Consider the following 13,296-nt stretch of genomic DNA (forward strand, 5'->3'; position numbering starts at 1 on the left):
CCCTTGTCAGCGCCCTCGCGCTCTACCTCTCCCGCGTCACGGCGGAAAGCGCGCTTCGCGAAACCCGGGTGACAGGCGCAGGCGGCGCGCTAGGAAAGGGCATGGCTGGAAGTCAGGATTTCGCGGCGGACCCCCGGAACGCCGATCTCAAGGTCTATGTCAGCGGCGAGCTGGTCCCGAAGGACCAGGCGCGGGTCTCGGTGTTCGACGCGGGCTTCGTCCTGGGCGACGGGGTGTGGGAGGGCCTGCGCCTGCACAAGGGGCGGCTGCTGTTCCTGGAGGCCCACCTGGAGCGGCTGTACGAGGGGCTGAGGGCCATCGCGCTCGACATCGGCATGACGCCGGCTGAGCTGACGACGGAGATCCAGCGCACCCTGGACGCCAACGGCATGGAGCACGGGGCGCACCTGCGGCTCATGGTGACGCGCGGTGAGAAGAAGGCGGTCAACCAGGACCCGCGCAACTGGCTGGGCAAGCCGACCATCGTCATCACGGCCGAATACAAGGAACCCTCGCCCGAGATCCTGACCCGCGGCCTCGCCCTGGCCACCTCCTCGATCCTCTGCACGCCGGCCGAGATGTTCGACATGCGGCTGAACTCGCACAGTCGACTCGCGCTGATCCGCGCCCTACTGGACGCCATCGAGAAGGGCGGCGACGAGGCGCTGATGCTGGACCCCAACGGCTTCGTGTCGAGCTGCAACGCCACCAACTTCTTCTGGGTCCGGGACGGGCGGGTGATGACCTCGACGGGTGACTACTGCTTCAACGGCGTGACGCGGGCCAATGTCATCGCCCTGTGCCGCCGCCACGACATCCCGATCACCCTGGGCGATTTCGATCTGGCCGACGTGGCCGAGGCGGACGAGGCGTTAGTCACCGGCACCTTCGGCGGCCTGACGCCCGTGCGCAGCATCGACGGCCACGCCCTGCCCGAGGCGCTCCCCGGACCGATGACCCGCCGCCTCCGCGCCGCCTACGAGGCGCTGAAGGACGAGGACGCCGGCCTGTGACGGTGCGGATCGCCATGTGGTCGGGGCCGAGGAACATCTCCACGGCCATGATGCGCAGCTTCGAGAACCGGGCGGACTGCCAGGTGGTCGATGAGCCCTTCTACGCCGCCTATCTGGCGCGGACCGGGCTGGACCATCCCATGCGCGAGGCCGTGCTGGAGTCTCAGCCGCAGGATTGGGGCGAGGTGGTCGCCGGCCTCGATGCGCTGGACGGGTCGGTCGTCTACGAAAAGCACATGACCCACCACATGCTGCCGGGCTTCGGCCTCGACTGGACGGCGGGTCGGGCCAACGCCTTCCTGATCCGCGACCCGGCCGAGGTGCTGGCCTCCTACACCGTCAAGCGCGCCGAGGTGACCCTGGACGACATCGGCGTCGTCCGGCAGCGCGAGCTGTTCGACCGGGAGGCCGACCGGCTGGGCCGCGCGCCGCCGGTGGTGCAGGGCGCCGACGTCCTGGCCGATCCGCGCCGCATGTTGCAGGCGCTCTGTGCGGCGCTGGGGATCAGTTTCGACGCGGCGATGCTGAACTGGCCCGCTGGCCGTCGCGACTCGGACGGTGTCTGGGCGCCGGCCTGGTACGACGCCGTCGAGCGCTCAACGGGCTTCGAGGCGCCGCGCGAGCGAGAGGCGCCGGCCTTGCCCGACGACCTGCGTCGCATCGCCGAGGCCGCGCGCCCGCACTACGAGGCGCTGCGCGCGCACAGGCTTTCGCCGGCCTGAGCTTTGGGTATGGTCGCGCCATGCGCATCGCCATCCCCCTGCTCGCCGCCGCCGGCCTCTTCGCCACCACCGCCCAGGCCCAGCCGCTCGGCGGCGAGCAGCCGCTGCTGAGGGAGGTGACCGCCGCGGTCTCTCCCGTCCGCCAGAAGGCGAGCATCGAGAAGCTGGTGTCCTTCGGCACCCGCCACACCGGCTCGGACACCAAGTCCGACAAGCGCGGCATCGGCGCCGCCCGCCGCTGGATCGCCTCGGAGTTCCAGGCGGCCTCCAAGGACTGCGGCGGAAGGCTGACGGTCGAGACGCCCTCGCGCGTGATGACCGCCGAGCGGTTGGCGGGGCCGACCGAGGTGATGAACGTGGTCGCCATCCTGCCGGGCGCCAGCGATCCCAGCCGGGTGATCGTGATCTCCGGTCACTACGACAGCCGGGTCACCGACGCGAAGAACTTCACCTCGGACGCGCCGGGCGCCAACGACGACGGATCGGGCACGGCGGCGGTGATCGAGGCCGCGCGGGTGCTGTGCAAGCATCAGTTCCCGGCCACCCTGGTGTTCGCGGCCCTGGCCGGCGAGGAACAGGGCCTGCTGGGCGGCAAGATCCTGGCCGACTTCGCCATCGAGAAGGGCTGGCGGGTCGAGGCCAACCTCAACAACGACATCATCGGCAACACCGAGGGCATGGGCGGAGTGCGCGACAACACCCATGTGCGCGTCTTCTCCGAGGGCACGCGCTCCACCGAGACACCGGAAGAGGCCAACCGCCGGCGCTATAACGGCGGGGAGGTGGATAGCCCCTCGCGAAACCTCGCCCGCTTCATGGACGGCATCGCGGATCGCTACCTGACCAACCTCGACGTGGTGATGGTCTATCGCACCGACCGCTTCGGCCGCGGCGGCGATCAGGTGGAGATGCTGCGCGCCGGCTTCCCTGCCGTTCGCATCACCGAGGCCGTCGAGAACTACACCCGGCAGCACCAGGATCTGCGGACCGAGAACGGCATCAAGTACGGCGACACCATCGACGGCGTGGACTTCGCGTACCTGGCCCAGGTGACGCGGCTGAACGTGGCGACCATGGCCGCGCTCGCCATGGCGCCGGCTCCGCCGACGGGGGTGGAGATCGCCGGCGCCGTCAGCCCCGACACGACCGTGAAGTGGAAGCCGGCCGCGGACGCCGCCGCCTATCGGGTCTGGTGGCGGTCCACGACCGATCCGCAGTGGCGCTATTCCCGCGTCGTGGGAACGACGGGCGAAGCCAAGCTCACGGGCGTCACCATCGACGACTGGTTCTTCGGCGTCAGCGCCATCGGCGCCGACAGCTATGAGAGCCCGGTGGTCTTCCCGGGCGCCGCCGGAACGTTCGAGCGGGGCGGCGCGCCGAAGTAACGCCCGTCAGCCCAGGTTCGACTTGTAGAGCTTCAGCAGCTCGGCCCAGGCCTTCTCGGCGGCGGCCTCGTCGTAGACGGGGCTGCCCTTCACGCACCAGCCGTGATTGGCCGGATAGACCTCGACCGTCGCCGGCCGCTTCGCCTCGGCGAAGGCCGCCTTCAGCTGGTCCTTCTCCTGCGGCCGCTGCTTGTCGTCGTTTTCCGCGGTGGCGATGAGATAGGCGGCCTTGGTCCTGGGAATGCCCTGGTGCGGACTCTGCGGATCGGCGGTCACCAGGGCCCCGCTGTGGAAGGTGGCCGCGGCCCGCACCCGGTCGGCCTTCACGAGCGCCGTGGCGAAGGTGAGCGGCCCGCCCATGCAATAGCCCTGCACGCCGACGCCCTTCTTCCGGTCGGTCTGGGGCTGGGCGTCGAGGAAGTCCACATAGGCCGCGGCGTCCCGCTGGACGGCCTCGTTCGTCAGGGCCGTCCGCATCGGCGTGATCTTGGCGCGATGCTCGGGGTTGGCGAAGTCGAAGGCGCCGTCGAACACCGGGGCCTTGCGCGAGCGATAGTAGAAGTTGGGGACCAGCACCACGTAGCCGCTACTGGCCAGCCGCCGCCCCATCTCGCGGAAGACCGGCCGCAGCGAAAGGAAGTCGCACCAGATCAGCACCGCCGGCCAGGTCCCCTTGCCGGCGGGGTAGTAGAGGGCCGCATCCGCCACACCGTCGGCGGTCTTCACCTCCACATCCTTTTCCACCACGTCGGCGGCGTAGGCCGAGGTGGCGGCGCCGGCCGCGGCCACGGACATCAGCCCGAACGTGCGGCGCGAGACCGTCGGATCGTGGATCAGGCCTTCGTGGATGTCGTCGCACATGGGAGCCTCCCGCTCGTTCTGTTGTCTGGGTCGCCAAGCGTCGGGCGGAATGTTGCGGTGTTATTTCCCGGCGCGCTAGACCGGCCGCATGATCGCAGACCGCAACCTCCGCGCCGAACGCCTCGGTCCCTATTTCGACGCGCAGTTGCGGCTGGCGGCGCGCATGGCCGAGCTGACCGGGACGCCGCTGGCCGCCGCGGTCCTGCAGTTCACCAACCTCCACCGTCGCCTGGGGTTCGGAGTGAATGTCCTGGGCGGGCCCCCGGCGCCCGGCTGGGCCGACTACGCCTGCGCCCTCGAGGCGGCGGCGGACGGTCCGGCGCAGCTCGCGGCGACCCTCGCCGCCTTCGTGCGCGGCGCCGACGAGGTGCTGCCGTTGCAGGGCCAGCGCCAGTTCGGCTGTTTCGCCTGCGAAGCCCCGGGCGAGGACGGCGCCGTGCGCCTGCACTTCAATAACCAGGATACCGACGCGGACGGCGGGCCGCTGGCCGCGTCGAAGATCCCGCGCCGGCGCGCCGAGCTCGCCAGCCTGGTGGCGCATGTCCGCGCGGCCTATCCCGAGGCCACCTGCATCCGCGGCAAGTCGTGGCTCTACAACCTGGAAGCCTATCGCCGGCTGTTTCCGGAGGACTACGCCGCCTCGCGCACCGTGGCGTCGGGTCCGCTTCGCCTGAACGGCACGTCGAGCTGGGGGCAGCTGATCGATGCGCATGAGCGCATCCGGCCGGACGTCCGCGAGGCCCTGTTCGAGCGGTTGGAGAGCCTGGATCCGGCTGCGCCGTGGCTGGCCTTCCCGCTGCGCGTCCTGGCGACGGAGGCTCCGATCGAGAGTTTCGCCGCCGCCTACCGCCTCTAGGCCGCGGTGTCCGGAGCGGTCGCGGGGGCGGTCCGCGCGTGGCGGCGGTCCATGCGGCGCAGTTCGGCGAAGGTGGCATGAGGGTGCGTTCGCGCCAGCTCGCGCAGCCGGCCCATGGCCACGGGCAGGTAGGCGGCCGTCACGCCCAACGCATCGCCGAAGAGGTCGTGCAGCGACATCTCCCGGCCGACGACAGACTGCGCGAGCTCACTGGCCACGGCCAGGCCCAGGAAGGCCAAGGCGACGTCGGACGCGCGGGATCGGGGCAGGGCGCCGCTGGCGACCAGGGTCAGCGCATAGAACAGGAGCGCGTGGGCCACCGTGTCCGGGAAGGGCAGGTTGAGGTCCCCGTAGCGGAACGGTCCGGTCAGGGCGATCACGGCCGACACCCCGGCGACCACGGCCCCCGCGCGCAGCAGCATCATCAGCTTGTGGGGCGTGAGCCGCATGGGGTCCTTGAGGTCCGGCAGGGTCGCCAAACCATGACCGGATGCGGTGAAGGCCCGTTGAAGATCGTTGGTTAGCCGTTCGTCACCGGACCGCCTGTGACGAGCCGTCGCGCAGCGTTCGCACCACGCCCGTGGCGATCAGCGCCTGGCCGCCGAAGTAGAGCCCCCAGACCGCCAGTCCCATGGGGAAGCTATCCAGCGCCGGACGTCCCGTGCGCAGGAAGATCAAGAGGTCAGACACCGCGAACATCAGGGCGCCCGCGAACACCAGCGCGCGTGGGAAGCGGCTGAGGAACGCGGCGGCCGTCATCGCCGCGAGGCCGGCGGCGTAGAGGGCGATGCCGGGCGCCCCCGCGCGGTCGGGCGGCAGCAGGTAGGCGACCCCCGTGATCGTGACCAGCAGCAGCGCCGCCATGGCCCAGTGCCGGGCAGCCAGGTTGGGGCGGCGGTTCTTGAGGTAGAGCCAGATCGCCGTCAGATGGCCGGCCAGGAACGCGAGGGCTCCGGTCACCAGCCCATGCGTCTCCAGCAGCACATCGCCCAGGGCGCCGAACGCCAGGACCACCGCCAACAGCCAGCCGTCGAGGCCGCGGGCGTTCAGCGCGGCGTAGAGCGCCAGCAGGCCGACGCCCGTCCCTTTCCAGGCGGTGCTCCAGCCCGGCGGGAGGTCGAGGAACCAGCCGCCGACATAGGTGATCCCGCCAAGCAGGGCGGCCCAGAGGACGATGCGGCTCAACCTTCGAAGCCCTTCAGTTCCAGCCACACGGTGGCGGCGTCGCGCGTGGAGCGCCAGGAATTGATCGGATGATCGGGGTCGCGGTAGCCGAGGGCCATGCCGGAGAACACCATGTGATCGTCGGGCAGGTCCAACGCCCGGCCCACGGTCTGCGGATAACGGGCCCAGAACTCCTGGGCGCAGGTGTCCAGGCCGGCTTCCACCGCCAGCAGCATGACGTTCTGCATGTACATGCCCAGGTCCGCCCACTGCGGCGGTCCCAGCTTGCGGTCGAGGCAGAAGAACAGGCCCACCGGGGCGCCGAAGAACTCGGCGTTGCGCGCCAGCCAGCGCAGGCGGGTCGCCTTGTCGTCGCGCGCAGCGCCGACCGAGGCGTAGAGCTGCTCGCCGTTCTCGAATCGGCGCGTGCGGAACGGGTCCCAAAGGGACGGCGGATAGACGTCGTACTCCGGCGTCTCGCCCATGGGGTTCTTCGCAACCTCGGCCTTGAACGCGGCCAGCGGCTCGCCGCTCAGGGCATAGACGCGCCAGGGCTGCAGATTGCCGCCCGAGGGGGCGCGGGCCGCCTTCTCCAGGATGTCGGCCACGACGGCCTGCGAGGGGACCTTGTCGGTGAAGGCGCGAACCGAGATGCGGTGCGCGATGGCGTCGGAAACGTTCATGGCTGGCTCATTGACCTCAGGCTCACGAATCGCGCCTAGCATTCGCACCCTAGGTGAAGGCAAGCGCGCGTGGCGAAACGAGGCAAGAGCGGGTTCTGGAACGTCGTGAAGGCGGTGTTCGTCGCCGCGATCATGGTGTTCTTCATCGGCCCGGTGATCGTGGTGGCCGTCTACCGTTTCGTGCCGCCGCCGGTGACGTTCCTGATGGTCCAGCGGCTGTTCGAGGGCCACGGGCTGGAGCGCGAATGGGTCCCTCTGGAGAAGATCTCCCCGGCCCTGGTCCGCGCCGTGATCGCCGCCGAGGACGCGCGGTTCTGCGAGCACCACGGCTTCGACCTGGAGGCCATCGAGAAGGCCATGAAGGCCAACGCCGCGGGCAAGAAGCTGCGCGGCGGCTCAACCATCAGCCAGCAGACGGCCAAGAACGTCTTCCTCTGGCCGGGCCGCGACTGGGTGCGCAAGGGCCTCGAGGCCTGGTTCACGGTCCTGATCGAGGTGGGCTGGGGCAAGGAGCGGATCATGGAGGTCTATCTGAACTCCATCGAATGGGGCCCGGGCGTCTACGGCGCGGAGGCGGCCTCCCAGAAGAACTTCCGGGTTCCGGCCTCGAAGCTGACCGCCACCCAGGCGGCGCGGCTGGCGGCCATCGTGCCCAAGCCCCTGTCCTGGAAGGCCGCCAAGCCGGGGCCGTACATGAAGCGGCGGGCCGGCAGCATCAACCGCAACGCCCGCGTCGTGCGGAGCGAGGGCCTGACCGCCTGCGTGCTGTAGCCGCCGCTCTCGCCACGGAACGCCGATAGACTGTGCGCGCGGCGCCCATGCCGCCGGCAATTTTGCAGTGCAGCGATTCATCCGCCGATTGTCATTGCAGTGCAGCAAACCCACGATAGCGTCAGGGCGTGGGGAGGCGCCAACGGCACTCGGTAGAGGATCGGCGTCATGAGATTGAGATCGACCCTGGCTGCGGCGGCGTTCACGCTCTCGCTTGCCATGCCCGCGCTGGCGGATACCGCGGGCGCCGCCGGCCAGAACACGCAGGGCTCTATCGTTGCGCCCGAGCCGGTGGGCTGGGGGCTGATGATCCTGGGTTTCGGCGCAGCCGGCGCCATGCTCAGGCTCCGGCGCCGGCGGGCTCCCGCCTGACGCGCCCCGAAGACGCCGCGAGCGGCCGGCCCGCCCGGCCCTGATAGTTACTTCAATATTCAATGAATATTGAATGGTCGTGAAGGAGGCGCTGGGGTGGAACGGCGCCGCTCCGCAGGGGTTCTTGTGGCCGACAAAGCCCCGAAGGAGCTCCGAGCATGAACATCAGCGAAGTCATGACCGCCCAGGTGGTAACCGCCACGCCCCGGTCCACCATCGCCGAGGTGGCGAAGACCATGGCCCAGATCGAAAGCGGCGCCGTGCCGGTGGTCGACGACGGCAAGGTGGTGGGCCTGGTCACCGACCGCGACATCGTGATCCGCGTGGTGGCCGAGGGCCTGGGCCTCGACACCCCCATCGCCCAGGTCATGACCGAAGGCGTGGAGACCTGCCGCGAGGACGACAACGTCGCCGACGCCACCGCCAAGATGGGCGCGAAACAGATCCGCCGCCTGGTGGTGCTGAACGACCAGGGCCGGATGGCCGGCATCGTCTCGCTCGGCGACATCGCCATCGACTACGGGGCGAAGAAGGTCGGCGAGACGCTGGAGGAAATCTCCGAGAACACGCCGGCGGCGCACTAGCGCCGGCGGGCGGCGGCGGAATGGCGCGGCGCTGATGGGCCATTCCACCGTCTTGGCTTGACCCCGCAACGCCATTTCCCCAAATGCCCTCCCAATCGCAATAACAGACCCTGGGAGGTCGCAAGATGCGCGTTGGCGTGCCCCGCGAGATCAAGCCGGACGAATATCGGGTGGGGCTGACGCCCACGGCTGTGCGGGAGTACGTCTCCCACGGCCATGACGTGCTGGTGGAAGCGGGGGCCGGCGTCGGCGCCGGCTATGCCGATTCCCTCTACATGCGGGCGGGCGCCAGGATCGTGCCCGACGCCGACGCCGTCTTCACCGGCGCGCAGCTGATCGTGAAGGTCAAGGAACCGCAGCCTGCCGAATGGGCGCGGCTCAAGAGCGACCACATCCTCTTCACCTACCTGCACCTGGCGCCCGACCCCGCCCAGGCAGAAGGCCTGCTGGCCTCGGGCTGCGCCGGCGTGGCGTACGAGACGGTCACCGACGCGGCCGGCGGTCTGCCGCTGCTGGCGCCCATGTCGGAGGTCGCCGGCCGTATCGCCGTCTTCTCGGCCGGCGAGACGCTGCTCAAGCACAACGGCGGCATGGGCCTGCTGATCGGCGGCGTGCCCGGCGTGCCGCCGGCGCGCGTGCTGGTGCTGGGCGGCGGCGTCGTGGGCATGAACTCGGCGCGAATGGCCGCGGGCCTGGGCGCCGAGGTCGTGGTGGTGGAACGCTCCATCCCCCGCATGCGCGAGCTGGACAACATGTTCCAGGGCCGCGTCCTGACCCGCTATTCCACCCAGGATGCGGTGGACGAGGAGGTGCTGAAGGCCGACGTGGTGATCGGCGCCGTGCTGACCGCCGGCGCCTCGGCTCCAACCCTCGTCAAGCGCGAGCACCTGTCGAAGATGAAGCCGGGCTCGGTGCTGGTGGACGTGTCCATCGATCAGGGCGGCTGCTTCGAGACCAGCCGGCCGACCACCCACAAGGATCCGACCTATACGGTCGACGGCGTGGTGCACTACTGCGTCGCCAACATGCCGGGCGCAGCGCCCCGGACCTCGTCCGAAGCCCTCGTCCACGCGACCCTGCCCTTCGGCCTGCTGCTCGCCGACAAGGGGTTGGATGCGTTGGCGTCGAACCGGCACCTCGCCAAAGGCCTGAACGTGCTCGCCGGCCAAGTCACTCACCCCGCCGTCGCCGAGGCGCTGGGCAAGCCGTTCGCCGATCCCTACGGGGCTTGGGCCTAGTTCCGCGGCGACGTCTGGACCGCGTGGACCAGGCGCAGCCGCTGGCGCCGCTTCCAGGACCGGGATCGCAGCCGTGGCGCGATCAGGACGGCGATGGGCGCGGACACGACGAAGGTGGCCGCGATAACGGGCGCAAAGGCCGCCTGGGGCGCTCCCAGGGCGAGAAGAACGAGCAGGCCGGCGCCGAAGACCACGGCCTGCGCCATCGGGAAGACGAGGGCTGCGATCGCCAGGTTGGTTCGCATCGTCGGGGTCCTATCGGGATGTCTGGACCCGGTTGACAACGCTGCAGGGCGGCCTGCGATCCCTCAGGGGATCGCAGCGACGCCGGCGTTGCCGTCCTCGTCGCCCCAGGCCACCCGCGTGGCGTCCACGCTCAGCGCCAGGGCCGAGATGGCGGCGCCCTTCTCCGACTTGAGGGGGACGAGCCGCTCGCCGGTGACGTCGGCGGCCCAGACCCGCCCGTCGTCCAGGCCGGCGGCCAGCCAGGTTCGGTCGAGCCGGGCGGCGATCCGCGTGGTCATCGCCGCCTCGTCGTAGCCGATTTCGGCCGCCTGCTTCCCCATAGGCCCCGTCGCGCCGGCGAACGGCCAGCAGACGGCGCCGTTGGCCCCCGAGGTCGCCATCAGGGCGCCCTTGGACATGAAGGCCAGGCTGCGCACCTTTGACGGATACCCGCCCATGCGCATGTTCTTCTCGTCGGCCACGCGCCAGCCGTGGAGCTGGTTCTCCTGCATGGCGCTGACCAGGAACTTGCCGTCGGGGCTCCAGCAGGTGGCGATGTGGCTTCCGGCCCATTTCAGGATCACCGGCTTCTGGTCGGCGATGCGGGCGTACCAGAGCCAGACGCCGCCATACGTGGCCACGGCGATCCGCCGGCCCTTGGGGTCGAACGCGATCTCGGCGGCGGACTTCTCATGCGCGAACACGCGGGCGAACGCCGGGTCGGCGGGATCGCGCACGTGAAGCTCGCGGCCCGCGGCGAAGGCGATCAGCCCCGACTCGGCGCTGGCGGCCACCGACTCGATCCATTTTCCGGGCAGGTTGGCGATTTCCTGGGCGCCGGCCGGTGTCGACAGGACCACGCGGCCGTCGTCGCCCCCGGTGAGCAGCCCTTCGCCCTTCGGCGGCAGGCAGGCGGACAGCGCCGCGCCGTCGTGGGCCTGGACCGACTCGCCGCTCTCGAAACGCACCGTGCCGTCGCCGAGGGCGAAGACGGCGCGTCCCGCGCGGTCGAAATGGGCGGCCGTGACATAGGCGTCGAAGCTGAAGGTCATGGCGCGCTTCCTAGGAGGCGACGTCCCGCCGGGCAAGCGCGGGGCGATTTCGAAAGGGGAACACCGTTCCGGCGCTTTCGGCTTTACAAGCTCCCGGCGGCTTGCCAATGGTCGCCACGAGAGGCCCGGTCTGCGCGGGCCCTAGGGTAAGGAACCAGGACGTATGGGTGCAAAGGTTGGCGGAGGGGGCGGATCCAAATTCGACCTCGGCCAGAACTCCGACATGAACGTGACGCCCTTCGTGGACGTCATGCTCGTGCTCCTCATCATCTTCATGGTGTCGATCCCCGCGGCGACGGTGTCGATCAAGCTCGACCTGCCGCCCGCGATCCCGCCGCCCCCTGGCACGGTGGTCAAGGAGCCGACGCTCATCAACATCCAGCGCGGCCAGCGCATCTTCATCGGTGAACAGGCCACGACCCTGGACCGTCTGGCGTCGGACCTGTCGGCCCGCCTCCAGGTCGATGACCCGGCCATCCCGCCGACCGAGCAGCGCGTCTACATCCGCGCCGACCGGGACGTGCTGTACGGCGAGTTCATGGGCGTCATGAACGACCTGCAGGGCAACGGCTTCTATCAGGTGGCCCTGATCAACGAAGAGCTCTAGGCGCTTCGGACCGAATTTTGAGAAGGCCCGTCGGAGGACACTCCGGCGGGCCTTTTCCTTGCGCGAGATTCGGGGCTTGCGGCGAATTACAACCATAATATATTACATGCGTCACTTATCAGGAGGACGCAGATGGCCGCTTCCCTTTCCGCCCGCAACGATGCCTGGAACGTCACCCAGAACGCCGACATCAACGTTACGCCCTTCGTCGACGTGATGCTGGTGCTGCTGATCATCTTCATGGTCGCGCTGCCGGTCTCCACCGTGTCGGTGAAGGTGGACCTGCCCCAGGCCCAGGCGGCGCCGACCCCTGCCCAGGCGCCCGTGATCGTCAGCCTGACCCTGGCGGGACAGGTCTATGTCGGGGAGCGGGCGGTGGGGCTCGACGATCTGCCCGCCGTGGTCGCGGCCGGCGCGGGCGCCCGTCCCACGGAACAACGGATCTATGTCCGCGCCGACGAAGGCGTGCGCTATGGCGCCCTGATGAACGTGATGAACCGCCTTCGCGCCCACGGTTTCGAGAAGGTCGGGCTGGTGGGCGAGGAGTTCTAGCCCGCGTTCATCATTAATCGCGAGGCAACCCCAGGCGCCTAAGCTTGGCCTGAAGCGGGGGCAGAACGCGCCCGGAGACCAGCGCAAAGGCGCAGCGATGTGGCAGACGATTGAAGTGACGGCGGGTCACGCCATCCACCGCGGGCGCTACCGGCTCGAGGGCCGGCGGCTGATCCTGGAATGGCGCGGCGGACGAACGGCCGTGTGGTGCGGAATGCTCCGCCCCGAGATCGTCGCCGCCCAGCTTCTCCGCCGCGTCGCCGGCCAGCCGATCGCGGCCTGAGGCCGTCCTTACGCGGCGATGCAGCTTTCGAAGCCGGCCCGCAGCGCGTCCTCGTTGAGGTTGCGGCCGATGAACACCAGGCGCGAATAGCGGTTGTCGCTATCCTTCCAGGGGCCCTGGAAGTCGCCTTCCAGGATCATGTGGACCGCCTGGAAGACCAGGCGGCGCTCCTCACCTTTCACGTCCAGGATCCCCTTTGCGCGCAGGATGTCGACGCCTTGCGTCTGCAGGACGTTGTTGAGCCAGGCGGTTACCTTGTTCCCGTCGATCGGCTTCTGGGCCGTCAGCGAGATGGAGGAGATGCCGCTCTCGGCCACGTGGTCGTGGATGTGCGCGTGGCCGTGATCGTGGTGGTCGTGGCCGCAATGCTCGTCGTGCACGTGCCCATGGTCGTGGTGGTCGTGGTCGCAGTGCTCGTCATGCACATGCCCGGCCTCGCCATGGGCGGGGTTCAGGAAATCGGGCTGCAGCTCGGTCACGCGGGCGAGGTCGAAGGCATGCCGGCCCAGGATGGCGTCCAGCGGCACGTTCGAGCGCTGGGCGCGGCGGATCGGCGCCATGGGATTGAGCGTGCGGATCGCCCGCTCCACCTCGGCCAGCTCCGCCTCGGTGACCAGGTCCGTCTTGTTGAGGATGATCTGGTCGGCGAAGGCGATCTGCTCGGCCGCCTCGCGGGAGTCCTTCAACCGCAGCGGCAGGTGCTTGGCGTCCACCACGGTGGTGACGCTGTCCAGCTCGGTGCGGGCGCGGACGTCGTCGTCCACGAAGAAGGTCTGCGCCACCGGGGCGGGATCGGCCAGGCCCGTGGTCTCCACGATGATGCCGTCGAACCGCCCCTTGCGCTTCATCAGGCCCGAGAGCACCCGGATAAGGTCGCCGCGCACCGTGCAGCAGACGCAGCCGTTGTTCATCTCGAAGACCTCTTCGT

General features: G+C 69.6%; 18 protein-coding genes. 11 read left to right on the forward strand and 7 right to left on the reverse strand.

The genetic code is table 11. The features are described 5' to 3' along the window. Window positions 1-101: 101 nt before the first annotated feature. Genes AX721_RS20620 through AX721_RS20630 form a run of 3 tightly spaced genes read left to right on the forward strand, consistent with a single transcriptional unit; the run spans window position 102 to window position 3,120 of the window. Window positions 102-1,013 (forward strand): aminotransferase class IV, encoded by a 912-nt coding sequence (locus tag AX721_RS20620; protein WP_068877877.1) that lies wholly within the window; start codon window positions 102-104, stop codon window positions 1,011-1,013. Next, window positions 1,010-1,735: a branched-chain amino acid aminotransferase gene (locus tag AX721_RS20625; RefSeq protein ID WP_068877857.1), complete on the forward strand. Its 726-nt coding sequence runs from the start codon at window positions 1,010-1,012 to the stop codon at window positions 1,733-1,735. The genes AX721_RS20620 and AX721_RS20625 overlap by 4 nt, the downstream gene beginning before the upstream one ends. A gap of 20 nt (window positions 1,736-1,755) precedes the next feature. After that, entirely contained in the window at window positions 1,756-3,120 is a 1,365-nt protein-coding gene (locus tag AX721_RS20630; RefSeq protein WP_068877858.1) for a M20/M25/M40 family metallo-hydrolase, read from the forward strand. Between the two features lie 6 nt (window positions 3,121-3,126). On the opposite strand, the gene AX721_RS20635 is transcribed toward AX721_RS20630, so the two are convergent. Then, window positions 3,127-3,981, reverse strand: coding sequence for a dienelactone hydrolase family protein (locus AX721_RS20635; protein ID WP_068877859.1), 855 nt, complete (start codon window positions 3,979-3,981; stop codon window positions 3,127-3,129). A gap of 88 nt (window positions 3,982-4,069) precedes the next feature. Between AX721_RS20635 and AX721_RS20640 the strand changes: the two genes are divergently transcribed. After that, on the forward strand, window positions 4,070-4,837 hold the full coding sequence (locus tag AX721_RS20640) for a hypothetical protein (protein ID WP_068877860.1): 768 nt from the start codon (window positions 4,070-4,072) through the stop codon (window positions 4,835-4,837). On the opposite strand, the gene AX721_RS20645 is transcribed toward AX721_RS20640, so the two are convergent. The 3 genes from AX721_RS20645 to AX721_RS20655 form a co-directional block, all read right to left on the reverse strand. Then, entirely contained in the window at window positions 4,834-5,286 is a 453-nt protein-coding gene (locus AX721_RS20645; protein ID WP_156467297.1) for a hypothetical protein, read from the reverse strand. The genes AX721_RS20640 and AX721_RS20645 overlap by 4 nt on opposite strands. A gap of 82 nt (window positions 5,287-5,368) precedes the next feature. Next, entirely contained in the window at window positions 5,369-6,022 is a 654-nt protein-coding gene (locus AX721_RS20650) for a lysoplasmalogenase family protein (RefSeq protein WP_068877862.1), read from the reverse strand. Further along, window positions 6,019-6,684, reverse strand: coding sequence for a nitroreductase (locus tag AX721_RS20655; protein WP_068877863.1), 666 nt, complete (start codon window positions 6,682-6,684; stop codon window positions 6,019-6,021). The genes AX721_RS20650 and AX721_RS20655 overlap by 4 nt, the downstream gene beginning before the upstream one ends. Window positions 6,685-6,753: 69 nt before the next feature. Here AX721_RS20655 and mtgA point away from each other — a divergent pair, with 69 nt between their 5' ends. From mtgA to ald, 4 genes are all read left to right on the forward strand, one after another. Next, entirely contained in the window at window positions 6,754-7,455 is a 702-nt protein-coding gene (gene mtgA, locus AX721_RS20660; protein ID WP_255355351.1) for a monofunctional biosynthetic peptidoglycan transglycosylase, read from the forward strand. Window positions 7,456-7,623: 168 nt separating this feature from the next. After that, the gene (locus AX721_RS20665) at window positions 7,624-7,827 is read left to right on the forward strand and encodes a PEP-CTERM sorting domain-containing protein (RefSeq protein WP_068877864.1); all 204 of its coding nucleotides are present in this window, start codon (window positions 7,624-7,626) and stop codon (window positions 7,825-7,827) included. Window positions 7,828-7,985: 158 nt separating this feature from the next. Continuing rightward, window positions 7,986-8,411, forward strand: coding sequence for a CBS domain-containing protein (locus AX721_RS20670; RefSeq protein ID WP_068877865.1), 426 nt, complete (start codon window positions 7,986-7,988; stop codon window positions 8,409-8,411). A gap of 125 nt (window positions 8,412-8,536) precedes the next feature. Then, entirely contained in the window at window positions 8,537-9,649 is a 1,113-nt protein-coding gene (gene ald, locus AX721_RS20675) for an alanine dehydrogenase (protein WP_068877866.1), read from the forward strand. On the opposite strand, the gene AX721_RS20680 is transcribed toward ald, so the two are convergent. After that, the gene (locus AX721_RS20680) at window positions 9,646-9,894 is read right to left on the reverse strand and encodes a hypothetical protein (RefSeq protein WP_068877867.1); all 249 of its coding nucleotides are present in this window, start codon (window positions 9,892-9,894) and stop codon (window positions 9,646-9,648) included. The genes ald and AX721_RS20680 overlap by 4 nt on opposite strands. 63 nt (window positions 9,895-9,957) lie before the next feature. Beyond that, window positions 9,958-10,926: a WD40 repeat domain-containing protein gene (locus AX721_RS20685; protein ID WP_068877868.1), complete on the reverse strand. Its 969-nt coding sequence runs from the start codon at window positions 10,924-10,926 to the stop codon at window positions 9,958-9,960. A 163-nt stretch (window positions 10,927-11,089) separates the two neighbouring features. Between AX721_RS20685 and AX721_RS20690 the strand changes: the two genes are divergently transcribed. The 3 genes from AX721_RS20690 to AX721_RS20700 all read left to right on the forward strand — a co-directional run bounded on the left by AX721_RS20690 (window position 11,090) and on the right by AX721_RS20700 (window position 12,368). Continuing rightward, on the forward strand, window positions 11,090-11,533 hold the full coding sequence (locus AX721_RS20690) for a biopolymer transporter ExbD (RefSeq protein ID WP_068877869.1): 444 nt from the start codon (window positions 11,090-11,092) through the stop codon (window positions 11,531-11,533). 132 nt (window positions 11,534-11,665) lie between these two features. Continuing rightward, a complete protein-coding gene (locus tag AX721_RS20695; protein ID WP_068877870.1) occupies window positions 11,666-12,085 on the forward strand; it encodes a biopolymer transporter ExbD in 420 nt (139 codons plus the stop codon). A gap of 97 nt (window positions 12,086-12,182) precedes the next feature. After that, window positions 12,183-12,368: a hypothetical protein gene (locus tag AX721_RS20700; RefSeq protein WP_068877871.1), complete on the forward strand. Its 186-nt coding sequence runs from the start codon at window positions 12,183-12,185 to the stop codon at window positions 12,366-12,368. Window positions 12,369-12,376: 8 nt separating this feature from the next. Here AX721_RS20700 and AX721_RS20705 read toward each other — a convergent pair. Continuing rightward, window positions 12,377-13,296, reverse strand: a 920-nt coding sequence (locus AX721_RS20705; RefSeq protein ID WP_068877872.1) for a GTP-binding protein, incomplete at its 5' end; no start/stop codon positions are given.

Origin of the sequence: Phenylobacterium sp. CCH9-H3 (genome assembly GCF_001557235.1) — a bacterium.
Taxonomy (GTDB): domain Bacteria; phylum Pseudomonadota; class Alphaproteobacteria; order Caulobacterales; family Caulobacteraceae; genus Phenylobacterium.

Coding starts and splice junctions, on each gene's coding strand:
- ald (WP_068877866.1), top strand. CDS start 8,537: ATGCGCGTTGGCGTGCCCCGCGAGATCAAGCCGGACGAATATCGGGTG.
- AX721_RS20690 (WP_068877869.1), top strand. CDS start 11,090: ATGGGTGCAAAGGTTGGCGGAGGGGGCGGATCCAAATTCGACCTCGGC.
- AX721_RS20640 (WP_068877860.1), top strand. CDS start 4,070: ATGATCGCAGACCGCAACCTCCGCGCCGAACGCCTCGGTCCCTATTTC.
- AX721_RS20700 (WP_068877871.1), top strand. CDS start 12,183: ATGTGGCAGACGATTGAAGTGACGGCGGGTCACGCCATCCACCGCGGG.
- AX721_RS20670 (WP_068877865.1), top strand. CDS start 7,986: ATGAACATCAGCGAAGTCATGACCGCCCAGGTGGTAACCGCCACGCCC.
- AX721_RS20645 (WP_156467297.1), bottom strand. CDS start 5,286: ATGCGGCTCACGCCCCACAAGCTGATGATGCTGCTGCGCGCGGGGGCC.
- AX721_RS20620 (WP_068877877.1), top strand. CDS start 102: ATGGCTGGAAGTCAGGATTTCGCGGCGGACCCCCGGAACGCCGATCTC.
- AX721_RS20680 (WP_068877867.1), bottom strand. CDS start 9,894: ATGCGAACCAACCTGGCGATCGCAGCCCTCGTCTTCCCGATGGCGCAG.
- AX721_RS20695 (WP_068877870.1), top strand. CDS start 11,666: ATGGCCGCTTCCCTTTCCGCCCGCAACGATGCCTGGAACGTCACCCAG.
- AX721_RS20655 (WP_068877863.1), bottom strand. CDS start 6,684: ATGAACGTTTCCGACGCCATCGCGCACCGCATCTCGGTTCGCGCCTTC.
- AX721_RS20665 (WP_068877864.1), top strand. CDS start 7,624: ATGAGATTGAGATCGACCCTGGCTGCGGCGGCGTTCACGCTCTCGCTT.
- AX721_RS20635 (WP_068877859.1), bottom strand. CDS start 3,981: ATGTGCGACGACATCCACGAAGGCCTGATCCACGATCCGACGGTCTCG.
- AX721_RS20685 (WP_068877868.1), bottom strand. CDS start 10,926: ATGACCTTCAGCTTCGACGCCTATGTCACGGCCGCCCATTTCGACCGC.
- AX721_RS20630 (WP_068877858.1), top strand. CDS start 1,756: ATGCGCATCGCCATCCCCCTGCTCGCCGCCGCCGGCCTCTTCGCCACC.